Raw genomic sequence first — 18,379 nt, 5'->3', positions numbered from 1 at the left:
CTTACAGGCGCTATTCGTCGTTATCCACATGATCGCGAATCATCGCCATAAATGGCGCACCGAAACGTTCCAGTTTACGCTGCCCTACACCGTTGACGCTGAGTAATTCGCTGGCCTTAATCGGCATCTGCTCCGCCATTTCCAGCAGCGTCGCATCGTTAAAGACGACATAAGGCGGAATGTTTCCTTCGTCAGCAATGGACTTACGCAGTTTGCGCAATTTGGCAAACAGCTTGCGATCGTAATTGCCACCGTACGACTTCTGATTAGCGCTGCTGCGCGGTTTCAGGCTTTGAATGCGCGGCACCGCCAGTTGTAGCGGAATTTCGGCACGCAGAATAGGTCTGGCGGCCTCGGTTAATTGCAGGGCGGAAAACTGCGCGATATTCTGGCTGAGTAAGCCTAAATGGATTAACTGGCGCAGCACGCTCACCCAATGCTCATGGGTTTGATCCCGGCCAATGCCGTACACCGACAGTTTATCGTGCCCCATTTCGCGAATACGCTGATTATTCGCTCCACGCAACACTTCCACGATATAGCCCAAACCAAAGCGTTGCCCAACGCGATACACGCAGGATAAGGCTTTTTGTGCATCACCCAGACCATCATAACGTTTCGGTGGGTCAAGGCAGATATCGCAGTTGCCGCAGGCCTGTTGTTTCCCTTCGCCAAAATAATTCAGCAAGACTAAACGGCGGCAGGTTTGGGCTTCGGCAAAAGCGCCCATGGCATTCAGTTTATGACGTTCGACGTCCTGCTGAGCACCGGCAGGCTTTTCTTCCAGACAGCGGCGCAGCCACGCCATATCCGCCGGATCGTAAAGTAAAATCGCTTCCGCAGGCAGGCCATCACGCCCGGCGCGCCCCGTTTCCTGATAATAAGATTCGATAGTGCGCGGAATATCAAAATGCACCACAAAACGGACGTTTGGCTTGTTGATACCCATCCCAAAGGCCACGGTGGCGACCACTACCTGTAAGTCATCGCGCTGAAACGCTTCCTGAACCTGCGCCCGCCGTTCGTTATCCAGACCGGCGTGATACGCGGCAACGCTCAGGCCGCGGCTTTGCAGACGCGCAGTGGTATCTTCAACTTTAGCCCGACTATTGCAGTAAATAATGCCGCTTTTACCACGTTGGTCCTGCACAAAGCGCCATAGTTGATCCAGCGGCTTGAATTTTTCAACCAAGGTATAGCGAATATTGGGCCGGTCGAAACTGCTGACCTGAATCAGCGGCTGATTAAGATCCAGCAATCGAACGATATCGCCGCGCGTGGCTTCATCAGCCGTAGCGGTGAGAGCAATAACTGGCAACGCAGGGAAACGACGTTTGAGCTGACCCAGCGCGCGATATTCCGGACGAAAATCGTGCCCCCACTGGGAAATACAGTGAGCTTCATCAACGGCCAGCAGCGCCGGACGCCAATGCTCAAGCTGTTCGAGGAAGTTTTCCATCACTAAACGCTCGGGAGCGATATACAGCAGTTTTATCTGACCACTGCGGCAACCTTCCATCACGGTCAGTTGCTGCTCACGAGTTTGCGATGAGTTGAGACAACCCGCGGCGACACCGTAGGCCTGAAGTTGATCAACCTGATCTTTCATCAGGGAAATCAGCGGAGAAACCACCAGCGTCAAGCCATCCATCACCAGCGCCGGGATCTGATAACACAAGGACTTGCCGCCGCCCGTCGGCATCACCACCAGACAGTCCTGCCCGGCGAGCGTTGCGTTGATGATTTCTTGTTGCCCTGGTCGGAATTGCTGGTAGCCGAAAGTCTCTCGCAAGACCTGCGCTGCCAGTTGCTCCTTATTTATCACTGCCGCGGTAGACACTCGTTTCCCCAACTCTTGGATCTGAACAGGCCGGTTAACCGGCCTGTATGTGATTCTGCACTCACGCCAAAGGGCGTTACATGACGTCGTTCAACATGATACCCACACCGACACGGGTTTGCCTAAAGTTATAGTCAATCATTGACTCACCATAGCCGCTGAACACCTGCGTGTAGAAGCGAACATGCTTGGTGATCGGGTAGCTCCAGCCCAATTCAGCCGCGCCGTAGCCGGAATTCCAGTTATAACGCCCTTCCATGCTAAATACGCTGTCACCCCAGGCATAGCCAACTTTCAGGCGGTAGTAACCCAGATATTTAGTGATATCAGGATTATCATCTTTTGCATCATTTTCCGAGAAGCGATACCAAGGTTTCAGATCTATCTCCCAATCTCCGCGCTGCGCCATTACGCGCGCATAGGCGCGATCCCAACTGCGAGAGGTTGGATCGGCTTTACCGTTAGATTGGTGGTTCAAACCCACTTCTATTTCGCGGAAAGTCCAGCCCGCAAAGTCATAATCCGTTGCCCAAGCTAGGAATACCTGCGGTTCATAGTTAGTTTCGCGGAATGGCGAAGATTCCCCGCTGTTCGAAGCCTGCCACCACGAACGCTGAGTGTAGGATGCGCCCAACAGAGAGTTTTCCCCAGCAATGCCGCGCCAGATAGGGAACCCTAAGCTCAGTTGGAATTTAATCTCATCTTTACGGGCATTTTCGGCCCAATCATAGGAACTAATGGCTTCTTTATTGATATTGCTGGAATAGGTATAAAGCAGGTAATTGGTTTCGTACGGATATAGCAGGAATGGATTATCATGGTCTTGCAGCATGGCGGCAATAATACTGCCGCGAACCGCAGGTGCATCATGAATTTTTTCTACCTTGGCTTCCTCAGCCTGTGCCAAAACCGGCACGAATAACAATACCATTAATATTCGCCAAAAGTGTCCCATCATTACTCTCATCGCCTCATGGATTATTCGTAATTTTAATGAAAAGCAACTCATTCTACACACAAATGATAGCCAGGCTTAACGTTGTTTAGTTTTATGAACTCGTCACTAGCGCGCAACAAGGTATCGGCATAAAATAAACATTTAGTTAACAGTCGCCGTATTATTATCGGCTATGAAAGTGAGAATCAAGCCACATGTCTGGAACCATATTAACCCTTGAAGAAGCTCGCCGCTTGATTGGTGAAGTTTTTGTTTACCACATGCCGTTTAATCGTGAGCTAGGTCTGGAATTACGCCGCTTTGAACAAGATTATGCAGAATTAACCTTTAGTAATCAGGATAGATTAGTCGGAAATATCGCTCAGCGCATCCTGCATGGCGGTGTCATTGCTTCCGTACTGGACGTCGCCGCCGGTCTGGTCTGCGTAGGTAACAGCCTGACGCGTTACGAGCCCTTAATTAAAGAGCAATTACAGCAACGGCTATCTAAAATGGGCACCATCGATTTACGCGTGGATTATTTGCGCCCCGGCCGCGGCGAGCATTTCACCGCGAGCAGCAGCATTCTGCGCAGCGGTAATAAAGTCGCTGTCGCTCGCGTTGAATTACATAATCAGGATGCGATCCATATCGCCAGCGCCACCGCGACTTATATAGTCGGGTAACTCTCTTTTTCGGTGAGTCAACGCCAATGATGCTTAACTGCGACAAGTTAAGTACACTCACCGCATCCTTTTTTGTTCCGAGCTATTCCATGGATAAGCAACAAACGCGTCAGGGCATTTTCTTTGCTCTGGCGGCCTATTTTATTTGGGGTCTTGCCCCGGCCTATTTCAAATTAATCCAGCAGGTTCCAGCAGATGAAATTCTGACCCATAGGATTATCTGGTCATTCTTTTTTATGCTGATTCTGCTCACGCTGAGCCGCAATTGGCCACAGGTACGCCAAGCCTGTCGGAATAAAAAACGCCTGTTATTACTGGCGGTCACTGCACTGCTGATTGCCAGCAACTGGTTGCTGTTTATCTGGGCGGTCAACCACCACCACATGCTGGAAGCCAGTCTGGGCTACTTTATTAACCCATTGGTTAACGTATTGTTTGGTATGCTATTTTTAGGCGAGCGTTTTCGACGGATGCAATGGGTAGCGGTCGCGCTGGCGTTTGGCGGCGTGCTGATTCAACTGTGGCAGTTTGGCTCGTTACCGGTGATTGGGCTAGGTCTGGCGATAAGCTTCGCACTTTACGGCTTATTACGTAAGAAAATGGGCATAGACGCACAAACCGGCATGCTGGTAGAAACGCTATGGCTGTTACCTATTGCCGCAGTGTATTTATTCTTCTTTGCCGATAGCCCAACCAGTCATTTGAGCGCTAACGCCTGGACACTCAATCTGCTGCTGGCCGCTGCCGGTGTGATTACCACCATTCCACTGCTACTGTTTACCGCTGCTGCAAGCCGGCTACGGCTTTCTACGCTAGGCTTTTTCCAATACCTCGGCCCAACGCTGATGTTTATTCTAGCCGTCACTTTCTACGGTGAAACCATCAGTAACGACAAAATGGTGACTTTCGGGTTTATCTGGGCGGCGCTGGTGATATTCACGCTGGATGCGCTTTATACCCAACGTAAGTTACGCAAATAAGCTACGACGCCCAATGTTGCATCATTGGGCGCTCACGCAGTCTGGGCTTACAGCCAGTTTTTACGTTTGAAGTAGAGATAAGGGGCTAAACCGGCGACGATCATCAGGCCAATAGCCCCCGGATAACCGAATGACCAACGCAGTTCCGGCATAAATTCAAAGTTCATACCGTAGCTGGAAGCCACCAACGTCGGCGGCAGGAAGACCACGGATACCACCGAGAAGATTTTGATAATGCGGTTCTGTTCGATGTTGATAAAGCCCATCGCCGCCTGCATCAGGAAGTTAACCTTTTGGAACAGTGACTCGTTGTGCGGCAGCAGTGATTCGATATCTCGCAGTACTTCCCGCGCCTGCTCTAGCTGACCGGTAGGCAAACGGGCTTTGCGCACCAGGAAATTCAGGGCGCGCTGAGTATCCATCAGACACAAACGTACCTTCCATCCGATATCTTCCTGTTCCGCCAGCGTGGACAGCGCGGCATCGTACTCATCTCCCTGCTGCCCTTCCATAATCACGCGGCTAAGCGCTTCCAGATCGCTGTAAATATTCTCTATTTCGTCCGCCAACTGTTCGATTTTGGTTTCAAACAAATCCAGCAGCAGCTCATAGGCATTACCGTCGACCAAAGTCTGGTTGCGGGCGCGCATACGATACAGGCGGAAAGCGGGTAACTCGCGCTCGCGCAGGGTATACAGGCGACCGTCTCGAATGGTAAATGCGACGGTAGAGTTGCCAGCGTGATCTTCGGCGTCTTCAAAATAGAAGAATGAGTGAATGTGCAAACCGTCTTCGTCTTCAAAGAAACGAGCGGAAGCCTCGATATCGTCCAGTTCTGGCCGGGTCGCCAAACTCTGCCCTAACTCACATTGGACACGCTCACGCTCACCTTCTTCTGGCTCCACCAGATCCACCCACAGCGAGGTAGTCAGATCTTCGGATTCATCCAGCTCCAGACGGGATAAGCGATTGTTCTCTAATTTAAATGCGCTCAGCATGTGCCATAACTCCCTTGGGGAATGGATAGGGATTACGCATTGAAGCACAGAAACAAGGGGATGTCGTTACATCAGCAAGTTTCAGACCATAAGGAGATCTGACTCACAGCGACGGTCAAACGAGGTCGCTGACAACCACGAAGGCTATCAGCAAAAGAGGATAGCCTTAGAAGTTGCACCATATGAACAGGTTATTGAGCCAGCATCTACTGGGTGTGTCCAAGGCGAATGTCCTCATTAAGAATAGTGCGCGCATGTTACGCTGAGAAGAAAAAGGCTGTCAACCGCTACGCCACAGTTAGTCGCAGCCTGAGATTCTTCCTATTTTCTGGCAAATATTGTTGCCAGCGTAAACAGATGATAAACGGCAGCCTTAGGCTAATCACTCTAACTTATATCTGCCTTCCGCTTCGGCTACATTGGGCGCTACGCCTTAACTGGAATAATGGTAAATGAAACAAATCACTCAACCTATGCTGGCACAAATGAGCGAACAGGCTAGACAACTAAGCCGTTTGCGCACTCATCATAATTTTCACCCGGAACTGAGCGATTCCGTCCAGCGTCTGGCGATTGCCATGGAGCCACTAACCTACGTACGCCCACATCGTCATCCACATACCTGGGAAGTATTAACTGCCCTGTCCGGACATTTTGTGGTGCTGCTATTCAACGATCATGGCGAAGTGACAGAGCGAGTATTACTGGGAAAAGAAGCGGCCATTCTGGAGATTCCCGCCAATACCTGGCACGCAGTGCTGTCTATGGAAGAAAATGCAGTGATTTTTGAGGTGAAACTCGGCCCCTATCAGCCAGTCCACGCCGAAGATTTCGCGCCTTGGTCACCGGCGGAGGGTGAACCAGAAGTCGCCAATATGCTGGCTTGGTATCAAACGAACACGGTCGGCGAACGTTATTCCGCTTAACCATTTGATGTAAATTAATTTAAAAATGATGTAAAAAAACCGGCGTTATCATTAACTCCGGTTTTTTATGCTATCACCGCGTAGAATGACTTATACCGCTTCTAGTCTCGCATAAGCTGCAACCAGCCATTTAATCCCTTCGCCTGGAAAAGCAATTTGCAGTCGGCTGTGCTCACCGCTGCCTTCCAGATTCACCACCGTACCTTCACCAAATTTAGGATGACGAACTCGCTGACCCAGAGTGAAACCGCTGTCGTTTTCATTCATTGGCGTCCCCATACGGCGATGATTGACCGGACGAGAAACGCTGGCGCGTAGTCTGACTTCTTCGATACATTCCTGCGGCAGCTCGCCGATAAAGCGGGATGGGCGATGATTGACTTCTTTACCATACAGTCTGCGGCTTTCCGCATAGCATAAGGTCAATTTTTGCATCGCACGGGTTAGGCCTACATAGGCCAGACGCCGCTCTTCTTCTAAGCGCCCACCTTCATCCAGCGACATTTGGCTCGGGAACATGCCCTCTTCCATACCGACAATGAATACCTGAGGGAATTCCAACCCTTTAGCAGAATGTAGCGTCATTAACTGTACCGCATCCTGATAGGCGTCCGCCTGCCCTTCCCCAGCTTCCAGCGCGGCGTGGGACAAGAACGCCTGCAATGGCATCAGATCTTCATCCTCGTCCTGATAACTGTACTGACGCGTGGCGTTGACCAGTTCCTCAAGGTTTTCGATACGAGCCTGACCTTTCTCGCCCTTTTCCTGCTCATACATGGTCCACAGGCCGGAATCGCGGATCACGCGGTCGGTTTGCACGTGCAGCGGCATATCGGCGGTTTCATGAGCCAGTGAATCCACCAGTTCCACAAAACGCTGTAAAGCAGAGGCCGCGCGCCCCGCCAGCACTTTTTCCTGCAATAGCGCTCGAGTGGATTGCCACAGCGTAAGCTGACGATCCCGCGCGGTCTGGCGCACAACATCCAGAGTACGATCGCCGATACCGCGAGTTGGCGTATTGACCACACGCTCAAAAGCCGCGTCATCGTTGCGATTGGAAATTAAGCGCAGATAAGCCAATGAATCTTTGATTTCCTGACGTTCGAAGAAGCGCTGACCGCCATAAATGCGGTACGGCATCGCCGTTTGCAGTAAAGCCTCTTCCAATACGCGGGATTGGGCGTTGCTACGGTATAAAATAGCGCAGTCGTTTAACGCACCGCCGTTGTCCTGCCAAGCTTTAATCCGGTTCACCACAAAGCGCGCTTCGTCCAATTCGTTAAAAGCGCAATAGATCGAAATCGGATCGCCTTCCACGCCGTCGGTCCACAGATTTTTCCCCATTCGGCCATCATTGTTGGCAATCAGGGTATTCGCCGCTTTCAAAATATTACTGGTAGAACGGTAATTCTGCTCCAAACGGATGGTTTCCGCGCCGGGGAAATCCTTCAGGAAGCGTTGAATATTCTCAACCTGCGCGCCACGCCAGCCGTAAATCGACTGATCGTCATCGCCGACAATCATTACGTTCGAACGATCGCCCGCCAACAGGCGAATCCATGCATATTGGATGCTGTTGGTATCCTGAAACTCATCCACCAGAATATTGGTAAAGCGTTCACGATAATGATTCAGAATATGCGGTTTATTCAGCCACAGTTCATGAGCACGCAGTAATAACTCAGCAAAATCAACCAGACCGGCGCGATCGCAGGCTTCCTGATAGGCCTGATAAATACGCAGCCAGGTGGCTTCTACCGGATTACCGTAGCTTTCTACGTGCTGCGGACGTAAACCTTCGTCTTTCTTACCGTTGATGTACCACATTGCCTGACGTGGCGGCCACTGCTTCTCGTCGAGATTCAATGCCTTAACGATACGTTTCAGTAACCGATGCTGATCATCGCTGTCGAGGATCTGAAAGTCCTGCGGCAGATTGGCATCCAAATGGTGCGCCCGCAATAAACGATGCGCCAACCCGTGGAAAGTCCCAATCCACATTCCGCCCTGGCTGGTACCAATCAAATGTTCGATACGGTGACGCATCTCCGCCGCCGCTTTATTGGTGAAGGTCACGGCAATAATGGAATAAGGTGAAGCATTCTCAACGGAGAGTAGCCAGGCAATTCGATGCACCAGCACCCGGGTTTTACCACTGCCCGCACCGGCCAGTACCAACAGGTTGCAGCGCGGCGCGGCCACGGCTTCGCGTTGTTTTTCATTCAGGCTGTCGAGCAGATCAGAAACGTCCATAGGCACCGTTTATCGGGTAAGGGAAAACCGCGCTGTCGCCCGGGTTGACCGGACGACCATCAGCATTCCACTGGGAATTTATACAGAGTAATTGATAGGATTATAACAATGCTGTCAGGGATGCCAACTGCGAAATCTCAATATGTGGCAGTAAACGGGCATCATTGACCGCCATAATATTTTTCTGCCGATCGTTAATCCAGCAGGCCTGCATGCCGCAGCGCAGGGAACCCGCGACGTCAGTAGTGAGATCGTCACCCACGTGCAAAATACTTTCCAGCGGCAAATCCAGCTTATTGGCCGCCTTTTGGTACATATCACGATAAGGTTTGGCACGGCCATTGGGGCCAGAGCGCAGCACAAACTGGAAATATCGGCTTAAACCGCAGGCGGCAGGATCGGCGTTACCGTTTGTGATAGCCACCAGCGGGAAGCGTTCTGACAAGGCCTCCAGCGTATCGTGAGTCGCCGCAGGCACATAAATACGGCTACGCCACAGGGCGAAATTCTCCATCACCGCATCAGCACCTTTACGGGCCTCATCTTTGGTCAGGCCATGACGAACAAGACCTAACTCCAACGCCAGCCAACGCCACTGGGTAACATCGTGATAAATATCTGGATCGCTGGCCAGCAGTTCAGTGCGAAAACGATGAAAATCCGCCACCTCAAACTGGCGTAAATTCGGGTGATACTGTTGCAAAAACGCCATCGACTCCTGTTCGGTACGGGTAATCACCGGGCGGTTGTCGTACAGGGTATCGTCCAAATCGAAGGTAATAGCCGCGATCGGCTGTAATGGTCGGTAAAAATGCATCAGGATTTGCCTCGTTTGGCTCGCGGATGGGCGGCATCATACACCGTTGCCAAATGTTGAAAGTCGAGATGGGTATAAATTTGAGTGGTCGTCAGATTGGCATGACCGAGTAATTCCTGCACCGCGCGCAGATCGCCGCTGGATTCCAGCATATGAGTGGCGAAAGAGTGGCGCAGTTTATGGGGATGAATATGGCTGGTAACGCCTTGTTTTATACCCCATTCGGCAAAGCGTTTTTGTACATTGCGCGCAGAAATACGCTTACCGGTATTGGCGAGGAAAATGGCGTCATCCGCGGGTTCAAATAATTCCCGTAGCGCTAGCCAATGCTGTAACCAAGTCACCGCCGTAGCGCCCATCGGTACTTTGCGTTCTTTGCTACCTTTGCCCATCACCCAGATTTCGCCGCTGGCCAAATCCACATGTTTGCAATCCATTCCCACCAGTTCGGCTAAACGTAAACCCGCGCCGTACATGACTTCCAGCATCGCCCGATCCCGCACAGCCAAAGGATCGTTAAGATCGATGTCCAACAGTCGACTGACTTCATCCACATCAATATTTTTGGGCAGATGGCGCCCCGCCCTCGGCGTACTGACGCCTTTGGCCGGATTGGCGTGCAACACGCCCTGGCTGACTAACCAATCGAGAAAACTGCGTAATGCCGACAGGCGCAGCGCTAGGCTGGAAGACTGTAATCCGGCACGCTTGCTGCGGGAAACCAGCGAACGTACCTGCGCCGCATCCAGGCTCTCCCACTGGCTCAGCCCCATTTGACCCGCCAGTTCCATCACCGCCTGTAGCTGTCGAGAATAACTGGTTATGGTTAAGGGACTCAGTTGTCGTTCAACCTTCAGATAACGCAAGAAGGCTTCAACGGACGGCGAGAGCGTAGCGGGAATATCACTCATACGCGTTCGATCCAGCGCTCCAACAAGGCAGGCAACATCAGCGCTAACTGATGCAACATTACCGTACCCATACCCTGCTGATAATGTTGTGTATCGCGGCTACTAAAGATAACCACGCCCAGATCGCCATTCGCGCCCATCAGGGACATCGCAACCGAACCGACCTGTTTAGCCTGAGGCAACAGCAGCAAAAGCTCTGGCCCATTCAGGCTGCCGAGGTAATGACGCTCATCCCCCAAACGCTGAATGCGCATCGGTTCAAAAGCGTGGCGCGATAAACCCAGATGAGTGAAATCGGAAGGCGCGCCAATATGCCAGCGGTCGTTGAACAAGCGCACATTGGCTCCCGCCAACCCAAACTCCCGCGCCCAGCGCTGTAGGCGATTTAGCATATCTTGCAGGCTTTCGGCGGCGGTCAGAGTGGTTTGTAACTGTAAAAGTCGGTTAAACAGCAACTCATTCAGACCGGCCTGCTCCATCAATAGAGTAATTTCTTCTTCCAGTTGATGAATCTGATTACGTTGACGAGCCAGTTGCCACTCGACCAGAGACACGCTACCTCTAACCGGATGGGGAATTTGCATCTGTTCAACCAAACGGGCATTACGGATAAAGAAGTCGGGATTTTGCAATAAATACTGCATGACAGTGTCGTCGTCTAACTCAATGCCAGCCAGCGCCTGTTCCTCATAACTCTTCATTCTTTAACACCCATCATAAATGAATAAAACCGTCGTAGACGTGGGTTGCAGGCCCGGTCATATACAACGGGTGGCCCGGTCCTTTCCAGCTGATATCCAGGCTGCCACCCGGTAGCTCGACGTGAACCTCTTCACTCAGCAATGCCTGCTGAATTCCTACTGCCACAGCCGCACAGGCTCCGCTGCCGCAGGCTTGCGTTTCTCCCGCACCGCGTTCGTAGACCCGTAAACGAATGTGTTCCCGGCTGACAACCTGCATAAAGCCAATGTTGGCACGCTCAGGAAAACGCTCATGATTTTCCAATACTGGCCCCAGCAACTCAACGTTGGCAACCGAAACATCGTCCACTTGCAGTACACAGTGGGGATTTCCCATCGAAACCACCCCGCACAGCACCGTGTGTTCTGCCGCCCGCAAAATGTAGGTTTTTTCAGCTTTTATCGCTTTAAACGGAATCGCCTGCGGCTCAAAGTTAGGTTCCCCCATATTGACACACACCAGCTCATCCTCAGTCACGCTAAGCACCATACGCCCAGTTTGCGTACTGACGCGAATATCACGCTTGTTGGTCAGCCCCTTAATCCGCACGAAACGAGCGAAACAGCGGGCACCGTTACCACATTGAGACACTTCGCTGCCGTCCGCATTAAAAATGCGATAGTGGAAATCCAGCTCAGGATCGTAAGGCGGTTCAACCACCAGCATCTGATCAAAGCCCACGCCAGTGTGCCGGTCAGCCAGTCGTCGGATAAGCTCCGGCGAAAAATAAACATTCTGTGTGACGGCATCGACAACCATAAAGTCGTTGCCAAGACCGTGCATTTTGGAGAACTGCATATCATGCTCCACTGACTACTGGCGAAATCCGGACGCGATAAAGCGATTTATCGCAGTAAGCATCTGGCCTCCAACAGCGGGAGGCCGACGTCAAACTACGGGGAGAATCTGGGTTACTGTAAGCCGCCGATAGACTGAGTCTGCTGCGAGCCAACATTATCTTCTTGATTTTTCTGCACTTTGCCGGAATCTGGCTGTACAGTTTCTGTCTTTGATTTTTCCGCAGGAGGGAAATAAAGTGGCCCTTTTAAGCCACAACCGGATAGCCCTACCAACATCATGGCGACCAGCGGCCAGCGTAGTTCTCTTTTCATTGCATTAATGCCTGTAATTCATGCGTCCAAGGTCTCTATAATCGCAGGTGGATCATGAAAAGCAATAGGAATTGAATATGAACGACAGCGAGTTCCACCAGTTAGCCGATCAATTGATGTCAAACATTGAAAATGCAGTGGATAATTTTGAGGGCGACAGCGATATAGACTGTGAAACTAACGGGGGCGTTTTGACCCTGACTTTCGAGAACGGCAGCAAAATTGTGATTAATCGCCAGGAACCCTTTCATCAGGTTTGGCTGGCAACCAAAACCGGTGGTTACCACTTTAACTATCGGGAAAATGAATGGCACTGCGATCGCAGCGGGAAAACTTTCTATACGCTGCTTTCTGAAGCTGCCACGGCTCAAGCCGGTGAAGAGGTTAGCTTCGACTAACCGTTATTCCAGCGCCAGCCAGTAAGAATCGGTAAAAGGACACAAAACAGCGTGTCCTGATTTCCGGTTTACCCATGACGTTTATCGCTAACTAGTGCAGCTGAAACTGTTGCGGCGGCGTGGAAGACTCTTTTTCCGTCGCGTTATGACACAGATGAGAAAGCGTGGTGCTGCGGAACGGAATCACCTGAGTGCGCCCGTCTAACTGCACAATCTGATAGAACTGCGGCAGGTTAAAGTTAATAAAGCTGGAGCCGTAGGTAAAACGATCGTGAGACGACGAGTAGAAGCGGCTGACATCACGCACCAACTCCTCCTTACTGCCTTCGCAATGATGGTAAACCTCAACTCTATTGCTCTCGTCGAGAATGTAGATATTGAAGCCTTTCCCGTCGCTGGTGCCTTCAAAAAAGAACTGAATAATTCCTTCACTGGCGAATCCGTCGACAACTGGCGGTAAATGAATTTGATCGGTTTCTACCTGAATCGACAAGCCATGCAGCTTGTTATTGGAAATGGCGCCGTAGAATTCCACCGCATTCTCCAGTTTCTGCACCGACACACTTAGACGCTCGAAGAACAATCCCCAAGTCTGCCCGGCGACGCGTACCGCTTTAAAGCGACCCGGTTCCTGACGAGTGCTGGAAAGACGCAGCTCGATGCATTCGGATACCAATTGTTGAATACGGGTACGAATCAGCCCGCGTAAATGCTGGCTGTAGCAGAATACATCAACGGATTCCGGTGGTGCGGCGTCCTGATGCATTTTGCCTAAAATGGTTTTCAACGCTTCCAATACCGCCTGTTCGCCGCTGAAATGCAGGGTTCGTACTTCGTTCCACGAGTTGCGATACAGCAAATCGATGCTGCCCACCAGACACTGCTGTTGCTCACCGAAGCTGAATACGTCCAGTTTTCGGAAATCAAAATGCACAATCTGGTTGCGGAAAGCAGCCGTAGGATCATTTTCCAGATTGACGATGATCGCCAGATGGCGGATTTCGCACGGGCTGTACAGCGCTTTCGGCGTCGGCGCAGGCAAACGCAATGGGAAATGGTGAGAAACATCCGTCACCAGTTCTTGCAGTTTTACCGTATCGCACAAATTGGCACTTTTAATATGTAAATGCGTTTTTGACGTCAGTAATCCGTTGAAATAAGCCCAGGCCACCAGTTTATTCAGATAGCGGTTATATTCCAGCGGCTGATGGCTCACTATGGCATCCATAGACGGAGCCTGATTATACAAATACCAGCCGGGCCGGTTAGCGCGTCCTGCCGGTACGTGGATAAAGGTCAAATGTTCTTCGGATAGATCCGGCGAGATTTGCGGGTTAACTAACGTAACTTTACCCGGTAACGCCTCAAAGGCCGCATAGAGTTTACGGGTCAATACTCCGATATCTTGCGGACTTGCACTTACGCTCAGATTATTACGACGCGCGAAACGGATCAGATTGCGATAACTCTGCATCATCGCATCCAACAGCTCGTTATGCGCTTCACGCACCCGCTCAATTTTCCAGTTGGCGCGATTGTCCAGCATTTCCAGACGCTCTTCGCTCCAGCCCCACTCACTAACCAGCTGGCTCAGTATCTCCCGACGCCAACCGCTACTGGCCGGTGTTTTAGACAGCTTTTCGCAGACTTTCAGATAGAAACAGCGGCGGACTAAATCCAGACGAGTAGTATCCTCGATTTGCGTCAGATAACGCGTGACGCGATCCAGCATCATGCAGTAGCCATCCAGACCGAATGATACAATCTCGCCTTTATGCAGACGCTGCTTGATTTCCATCGCTAGCAGCTGCGAATTCGGGTATTCCCACGAATAAGCCTCCAACAGCAGGGTTTTCAAGACGGCTTTATAGGGGGAATCAATACTCTTATAGAGCTGCCACAGGCTAGCGCCGAAATACTCTTCAGCCGATAGCGTGCTCAGGCCGCCGAGATCCAGCCATTCATTTGGCGTCAGCGCTCCTTGGGCATATAAAGAAAGCACGTAATCGTCATAGTGGCCTTCTTCTTCTATCGGCACCATATTCCACAAAATACGTTTCCCCGCCAGGCGCACAGCGCTGCGGTAGAACTCGTCCAATAACAGAATATGTTGCGTAGAACCGCAGTCTTCACCGCCTAAACTGCCGCTGGCATTGTGGCGGAAACGGTTTTCGTCGATCAGGAAGAAGCTGACTTCGACGCCCATAGAGGCCGCCCATTTCTCCAATTGGCTGCATTTTTGCTGTAGCTGATTGCGTTCTTCGGTATCCAGCCAGGCTTGGTGGCACACCCAAATGTCCAAATCCGAAGTGCTACTTTGGCCAATAGAAGAGGTACTGCCCATGGTGTAAACGCCGGTGAGCGGCAGTTCGCCTTCCCGCGCTAATTGCAGCGGCTCACCCCATTTACTTTCAACTTCAGTAATATACTGTTGTTGGGTTTCCGTAGGCGTGAAGAAGCAGACGCCGTGGGGAACGTTACCATCAAGGTAACCTGGCATCAGTGGGTGATGATAATGTAATAAGGTTGGCAGCAGACTGTAGACCTTTTGGAAGGCTGGCCCCATGGCCGCCAAGGCGCGATCGACTCGTAATTGGTTGATCGCATCCAGTCGCTGTTTCAGTGTCTCGATGTAGAGGTACAAGACGTCTCGCCTGATTGTTCCAGTGCCTAGAAAAAAACCCGTGTTCCCGATTCGCCTTTAGTTTAGAAGAATATTTAACGAATTATTGCTGGAAACGTGATCAATCTAACACCTTGCCGATTGACCGTAAAGAAAGTAAAGCTATATGCGCCATTCTAATACTTACCCAGCCACCCTATCCAGCCGCCCATTTGTTACCATAGCGTCTTTCTTGTACGGTTATCCGCTTGAATCCTGTGGCTTCTACACTGACAGTTTTCCCTTCTCGGTGTTAGGATGGTTAGCTAAATATAAAAACGGTAATGAGCATGTTAGACAAAATTATTCGAATTGCCACGCGGCAAAGCCCATTGGCATTGTGGCAAGCACATTATGTACAGCAGCGGCTGCAAGCCTGTCATCCGGGGCTACAGGTGGAGCTGGTTCCGATGGTGACCCGCGGGGACATTATCCTTGATACTCCTTTGGCTAAAGTGGGCGGCAAAGGCCTGTTTGTAAAAGAGCTGGAGCTGGCGTTGCTGGAAGGCCGAGCCGATATCGCTGTGCATTCGATGAAAGACGTGCCGATCGCCTTTCCCGAAGGGTTGGGGCTAGTCACTATTTGTGAGCGTGACGACCCACGAGATGCTTTTGTCTCGAATAATTACCAGCATATGGATGAATTACCGGCAGGCAGCGTGGTGGGTACTTCTAGCCTGCGCCGTCAGTGTCAGCTACGTCAACGTCGTCCGGATCTGATCGTCAAAGATTTACGCGGCAACGTTGGCACTCGTTTGTCAAAACTAGATCAAGGCGACTACGACGCCATTATTCTGGCCGTCGCCGGTTTAAACCGCCTTGGTTTGAAAGAGCGCATCCGCTACGCCATGAGCCCGGAAGAATCCTTGCCAGCGGTCGGCCAAGGCGCTGTTGGTATCGAATGCCGTCTGGATGATACTCTCACCCGCGAACTGCTTGCGCCACTCAATCACCGCCAGACCGAGCTGCGCGTGTGCGCCGAACGCGCCATGAATACCCACCTTGAAGGGGGCTGTCAGGTGCCAATTGGTAGCTACGCGGTGCTGGAAAATGACACCCTGTGGTTGCGCGCGTTGGTCGGTGCGCCAGACGGTAGCCAAATGATCTGCGGTGAACGCCGCGGCCCCTCAGCCAATGCAGAACAGATGGGCATAGAACTGGCCGATGAGCTGCTCTCTCGCGGCGCTAAAGACATTCTGGCGCTGGTTTATCAGGATAATCCACCACTATGACCATTCTGGTAACCCGCCCTTCTCCTGCCGGTGAACAGTTAGTCAGCCGCCTACGAGCGCTAGGTCGGGTTGCCTATCATGCGCCTTTAATCGATTTCTCTCCGGGCCGAGATTTACCTCATCTACCGGAAATGTTGGCAGAAATGCAGGCTGGCGATCTGGTTTTTGCGCTATCTCAGAACGCTATTCGCTATGCCAACCCGCTGTTAAACAGAAATAAACTGTTCTGGCCTGCCCAGCTATCTTATTATGCTATAGGTCGCTCGACGGCATTGGCGCTGCACACGGTGAGTCGCTTACCGGTAACCTTTCCACCAATGGGTGAAACCAGCGAAATGCTGCTTTTACTGCCTGACTTGCAGGAATTACAGGGGAAGAAAGCCCTGTTGCTGCGTGGTAACGGTGGTCGGGAGCTATTAGGTGAAAGCCTAGCTGCACGCGGCGCCAAGGTCACATTTTGCGAATGTTATCAACGTAGCCCGATCTATTACGATGGCAGTGAGCAAAGCGCCCACTGGCAGCGAGCCGGCGTTGATATCCTGGTCGTAACCAGCGGCGAAATGTTACAGCAGATCTATACTTTAATTCCTGATTACTATCGTTCTTCCTGGCTGCTGCGCTGCCGCCTGATAGTGGTGAGCGATCGTTTGGCCGCCCTTGCCAGTCAACTAGGCTGGAATGACATTCGAGTGGCTGAGAATGCCGATAATGACGCGCTGATACGCGCGCTACAATAAACCTGACTATGGGATGCCCAATATGACGGAACACACTACCCCATCCGCCCCAGTGGAAGAAACAACCACAGCGGTTGAGCGGCCCCAACAGCCAGAGGCTGAAACACCAAAAGACAAGCGTAGCGGGCCTATTCTCGGCGCTGTTGCTATCGCCATCGCAATTATTCTGAGTGCCGGTCTTTATTATCAGGGTCATCAACAGAAACAACAGCTGGTCGCCGCCAATCAGGCATTACAAGACCAACTAGCTGCGTTAAAAATCAGCCAATCGCAGGAAAAACAGCAGCTTGAAGCTCTGTTACAACAACAAAGTAAAGCACTAGACACCACTGATCGCCAGCAAGCGTCTTTGGCTCGCCAGCTCGATGAATTGCAAGGGAAAGTCGCTACCATTTCCGGCAGTGATGCCAAAGCCTGGCTGCTGGCTCAGGCTGATTTTCTGGTGAAAATGGCGGGGCGTAAACTGTGGAGCGATCAGGACGTCCTCAGCGCCGCAACCTTATTAAAAAGCGCCGATGCTAGTCTGGCAGATATGAATGATCCGAGCCTGATTGAGGTACGCCGCGCCATTACCGAAGATATCAGCGCACTGTCTGCCGTTAGCCAAATTGATTTTGACGGCATCATTCTCAAGCTGAATCAGCTCTCTAATCAGGTCGATAATTTGCGCATGGCGGATAACATGACTGATGATGCGCCGATGGATGAAGACAGCACCGAACTGTCCAGCTCCCTTTCCGATTGGAAACAGAATTTATCCAAAAGCTGGCACAGTTTCCTCTCCGATTTCGTGACTATTCGCCGCCGCGATAGCAGCGCCGAGCCACTGTTAGCACCGAATCAGGATATTTATCTGCGGGAAAATATTCGTTCCCGCCTGTTGGTGGCCGCTCAGGCAGTGCCGCGCCATCAGGACGAAGTGTACAAACAGTCACTGGAAACCATTTCAACATGGGTTCGGGCTTATTTCGACGTTAACGACCCGAGCACCAAGGCTTTCCTCGATGAACTGGAAAACCTGAGCCAACAATCGATCTCAATGGACGTGCCAGATCAGCTTAAAAGCCAGCCGCTACTGGAAAAGTTGATGCAAACTCGTGTCCGTAACCTGCTGGCGCAAACGCCTGCGGTCAATCAGGAGGGATAAGT

The 18,379-nt window shown here is 51.5% G+C and carries 18 protein-coding genes; 8 read left to right on the top strand and 10 right to left on the bottom strand.

Annotation, left to right across the window (positions count from 1 at the left end):
- Positions 1 to 10 precede the first annotated feature (10 nt).
- On the bottom strand, positions 11 to 1,840 hold the full coding sequence (gene recQ, locus AD970_RS15200) for an ATP-dependent DNA helicase RecQ (protein WP_049600839.1): 1,830 nt from the start codon (positions 1,838 to 1,840) through the stop codon (positions 11 to 13).
- 76 nt (positions 1,841 to 1,916) lie between these two features.
- Positions 1,917 to 2,795, bottom strand: coding sequence for a phospholipase A (gene pldA / locus AD970_RS15195; RefSeq protein ID WP_084728166.1), 879 nt, complete (start codon positions 2,793 to 2,795; stop codon positions 1,917 to 1,919).
- Positions 2,796 to 2,992: 197 nt separating this feature from the next.
- Between pldA and AD970_RS15190 the strand changes: the two genes are divergently transcribed.
- Positions 2,993 to 3,463, top strand: a complete 471-nt coding sequence (locus tag AD970_RS15190; protein ID WP_049600832.1) for a thioesterase family protein — start codon at positions 2,993 to 2,995, stop codon at positions 3,461 to 3,463.
- Positions 3,464 to 3,552: 89 nt separating this feature from the next.
- Positions 3,553 to 4,443, top strand: a complete 891-nt coding sequence (rarD, locus tag AD970_RS15185) for an EamA family transporter RarD (protein ID WP_049600829.1) — start codon at positions 3,553 to 3,555, stop codon at positions 4,441 to 4,443.
- 47 nt (positions 4,444 to 4,490) lie between these two features.
- On the opposite strand, the gene corA is transcribed toward rarD, so the two are convergent.
- A complete protein-coding gene (gene corA / locus AD970_RS15180; RefSeq protein WP_049600826.1) occupies positions 4,491 to 5,441 on the bottom strand; it encodes a magnesium/cobalt transporter CorA in 951 nt (316 codons plus the stop codon).
- A gap of 452 nt (positions 5,442 to 5,893) precedes the next feature.
- On the opposite strand from corA, the gene AD970_RS15175 reads away from it, so the two are divergent.
- Positions 5,894 to 6,367, top strand: coding sequence for a WbuC family cupin fold metalloprotein (locus AD970_RS15175; protein ID WP_049600823.1), 474 nt, complete (start codon positions 5,894 to 5,896; stop codon positions 6,365 to 6,367).
- Between the two features lie 90 nt (positions 6,368 to 6,457).
- Here AD970_RS15175 and uvrD read toward each other — a convergent pair whose 3' ends face one another.
- The 6 genes from uvrD to lptM all read right to left on the bottom strand — a co-directional run bounded on the left by uvrD (position 6,458) and on the right by lptM (position 12,201).
- Positions 6,458 to 8,620, bottom strand: a complete 2,163-nt coding sequence (gene uvrD, locus AD970_RS15170; protein ID WP_049600820.1) for a DNA helicase II — start codon at positions 8,618 to 8,620, stop codon at positions 6,458 to 6,460.
- Between the two features lie 100 nt (positions 8,621 to 8,720).
- Positions 8,721 to 9,437 carry a 5-amino-6-(5-phospho-D-ribitylamino)uracil phosphatase YigB gene (gene yigB, locus AD970_RS15165; RefSeq protein WP_049600817.1) on the bottom strand — a complete coding sequence of 239 codons (717 nt, stop codon included), beginning with the start codon at positions 9,435 to 9,437 and terminating at the stop codon, positions 8,721 to 8,723.
- Positions 9,437 to 10,348, bottom strand: coding sequence for a tyrosine recombinase XerC (xerC, locus tag AD970_RS15160; RefSeq protein ID WP_049600814.1), 912 nt, complete (start codon positions 10,346 to 10,348; stop codon positions 9,437 to 9,439). The genes yigB and xerC overlap by 1 nt, the downstream gene beginning before the upstream one ends.
- Positions 10,345 to 11,049, bottom strand: coding sequence for a DUF484 domain-containing protein (locus AD970_RS15155; RefSeq protein WP_049600812.1), 705 nt, complete (start codon positions 11,047 to 11,049; stop codon positions 10,345 to 10,347). Before AD970_RS15155 ends, xerC begins: the two co-directional genes overlap by 4 nt.
- Before the next feature lie 13 nt (positions 11,050 to 11,062).
- The gene (gene dapF, locus AD970_RS15150; protein ID WP_049600810.1) at positions 11,063 to 11,887 is read right to left on the bottom strand and encodes a diaminopimelate epimerase; all 825 of its coding nucleotides are present in this window, start codon (positions 11,885 to 11,887) and stop codon (positions 11,063 to 11,065) included.
- 113 nt (positions 11,888 to 12,000) lie between these two features.
- Entirely contained in the window at positions 12,001 to 12,201 is a 201-nt protein-coding gene (gene lptM, locus AD970_RS15145) for an LPS translocon maturation chaperone LptM (RefSeq protein ID WP_049600807.1), read from the bottom strand.
- 77 nt (positions 12,202 to 12,278) lie between these two features.
- Between lptM and cyaY the strand changes: the two genes are divergently transcribed.
- Positions 12,279 to 12,599 (top strand): iron donor protein CyaY, encoded by a 321-nt coding sequence (gene cyaY, locus AD970_RS15140; RefSeq protein WP_049600804.1) that lies wholly within the window; start codon positions 12,279 to 12,281, stop codon positions 12,597 to 12,599.
- A 91-nt stretch (positions 12,600 to 12,690) separates the two neighbouring features.
- On the opposite strand, the gene AD970_RS15135 is transcribed toward cyaY, so the two are convergent.
- Positions 12,691 to 15,243 (bottom strand): class I adenylate cyclase, encoded by a 2,553-nt coding sequence (locus AD970_RS15135; RefSeq protein ID WP_049600801.1) that lies wholly within the window; start codon positions 15,241 to 15,243, stop codon positions 12,691 to 12,693.
- A gap of 14 nt (positions 15,244 to 15,257) precedes the next feature.
- Here AD970_RS15135 and AD970_RS20600 point away from each other — a divergent pair, with 14 nt between their 5' ends.
- The 4 genes from AD970_RS20600 (at position 15,258) to hemX (ending at position 18,377) form a co-directional block, all read left to right on the top strand.
- Positions 15,258 to 15,446, top strand: coding sequence for a hypothetical protein (locus tag AD970_RS20600; protein ID WP_072080669.1), 189 nt, complete (start codon positions 15,258 to 15,260; stop codon positions 15,444 to 15,446).
- 105 nt (positions 15,447 to 15,551) lie between these two features.
- Positions 15,552 to 16,493, top strand: a complete 942-nt coding sequence (gene hemC, locus AD970_RS15130; RefSeq protein ID WP_049600798.1) for a hydroxymethylbilane synthase — start codon at positions 15,552 to 15,554, stop codon at positions 16,491 to 16,493.
- Positions 16,490 to 17,230, top strand: coding sequence for a uroporphyrinogen-III synthase (hemD, locus tag AD970_RS15125; RefSeq protein WP_049600794.1), 741 nt, complete (start codon positions 16,490 to 16,492; stop codon positions 17,228 to 17,230). The genes hemC and hemD overlap by 4 nt, the downstream gene beginning before the upstream one ends.
- 22 nt (positions 17,231 to 17,252) lie before the next feature.
- A complete protein-coding gene (gene hemX / locus AD970_RS15120) occupies positions 17,253 to 18,377 on the top strand; it encodes a uroporphyrinogen-III C-methyltransferase (RefSeq protein ID WP_049600792.1) in 1,125 nt (374 codons plus the stop codon).
- Positions 18,378 to 18,379 lie beyond the last annotated feature (2 nt).

The sequence above is a fragment of the Yersinia nurmii genome (assembly GCF_001112925.1).
Taxonomy (GTDB): Bacteria; Pseudomonadota; Gammaproteobacteria; order Enterobacterales; family Enterobacteriaceae; genus Yersinia; species Yersinia nurmii.
The sequence above is the reverse complement of the archived record's forward strand: the minus strand, read 5'-3'. Positions and strand labels throughout refer to the sequence as shown.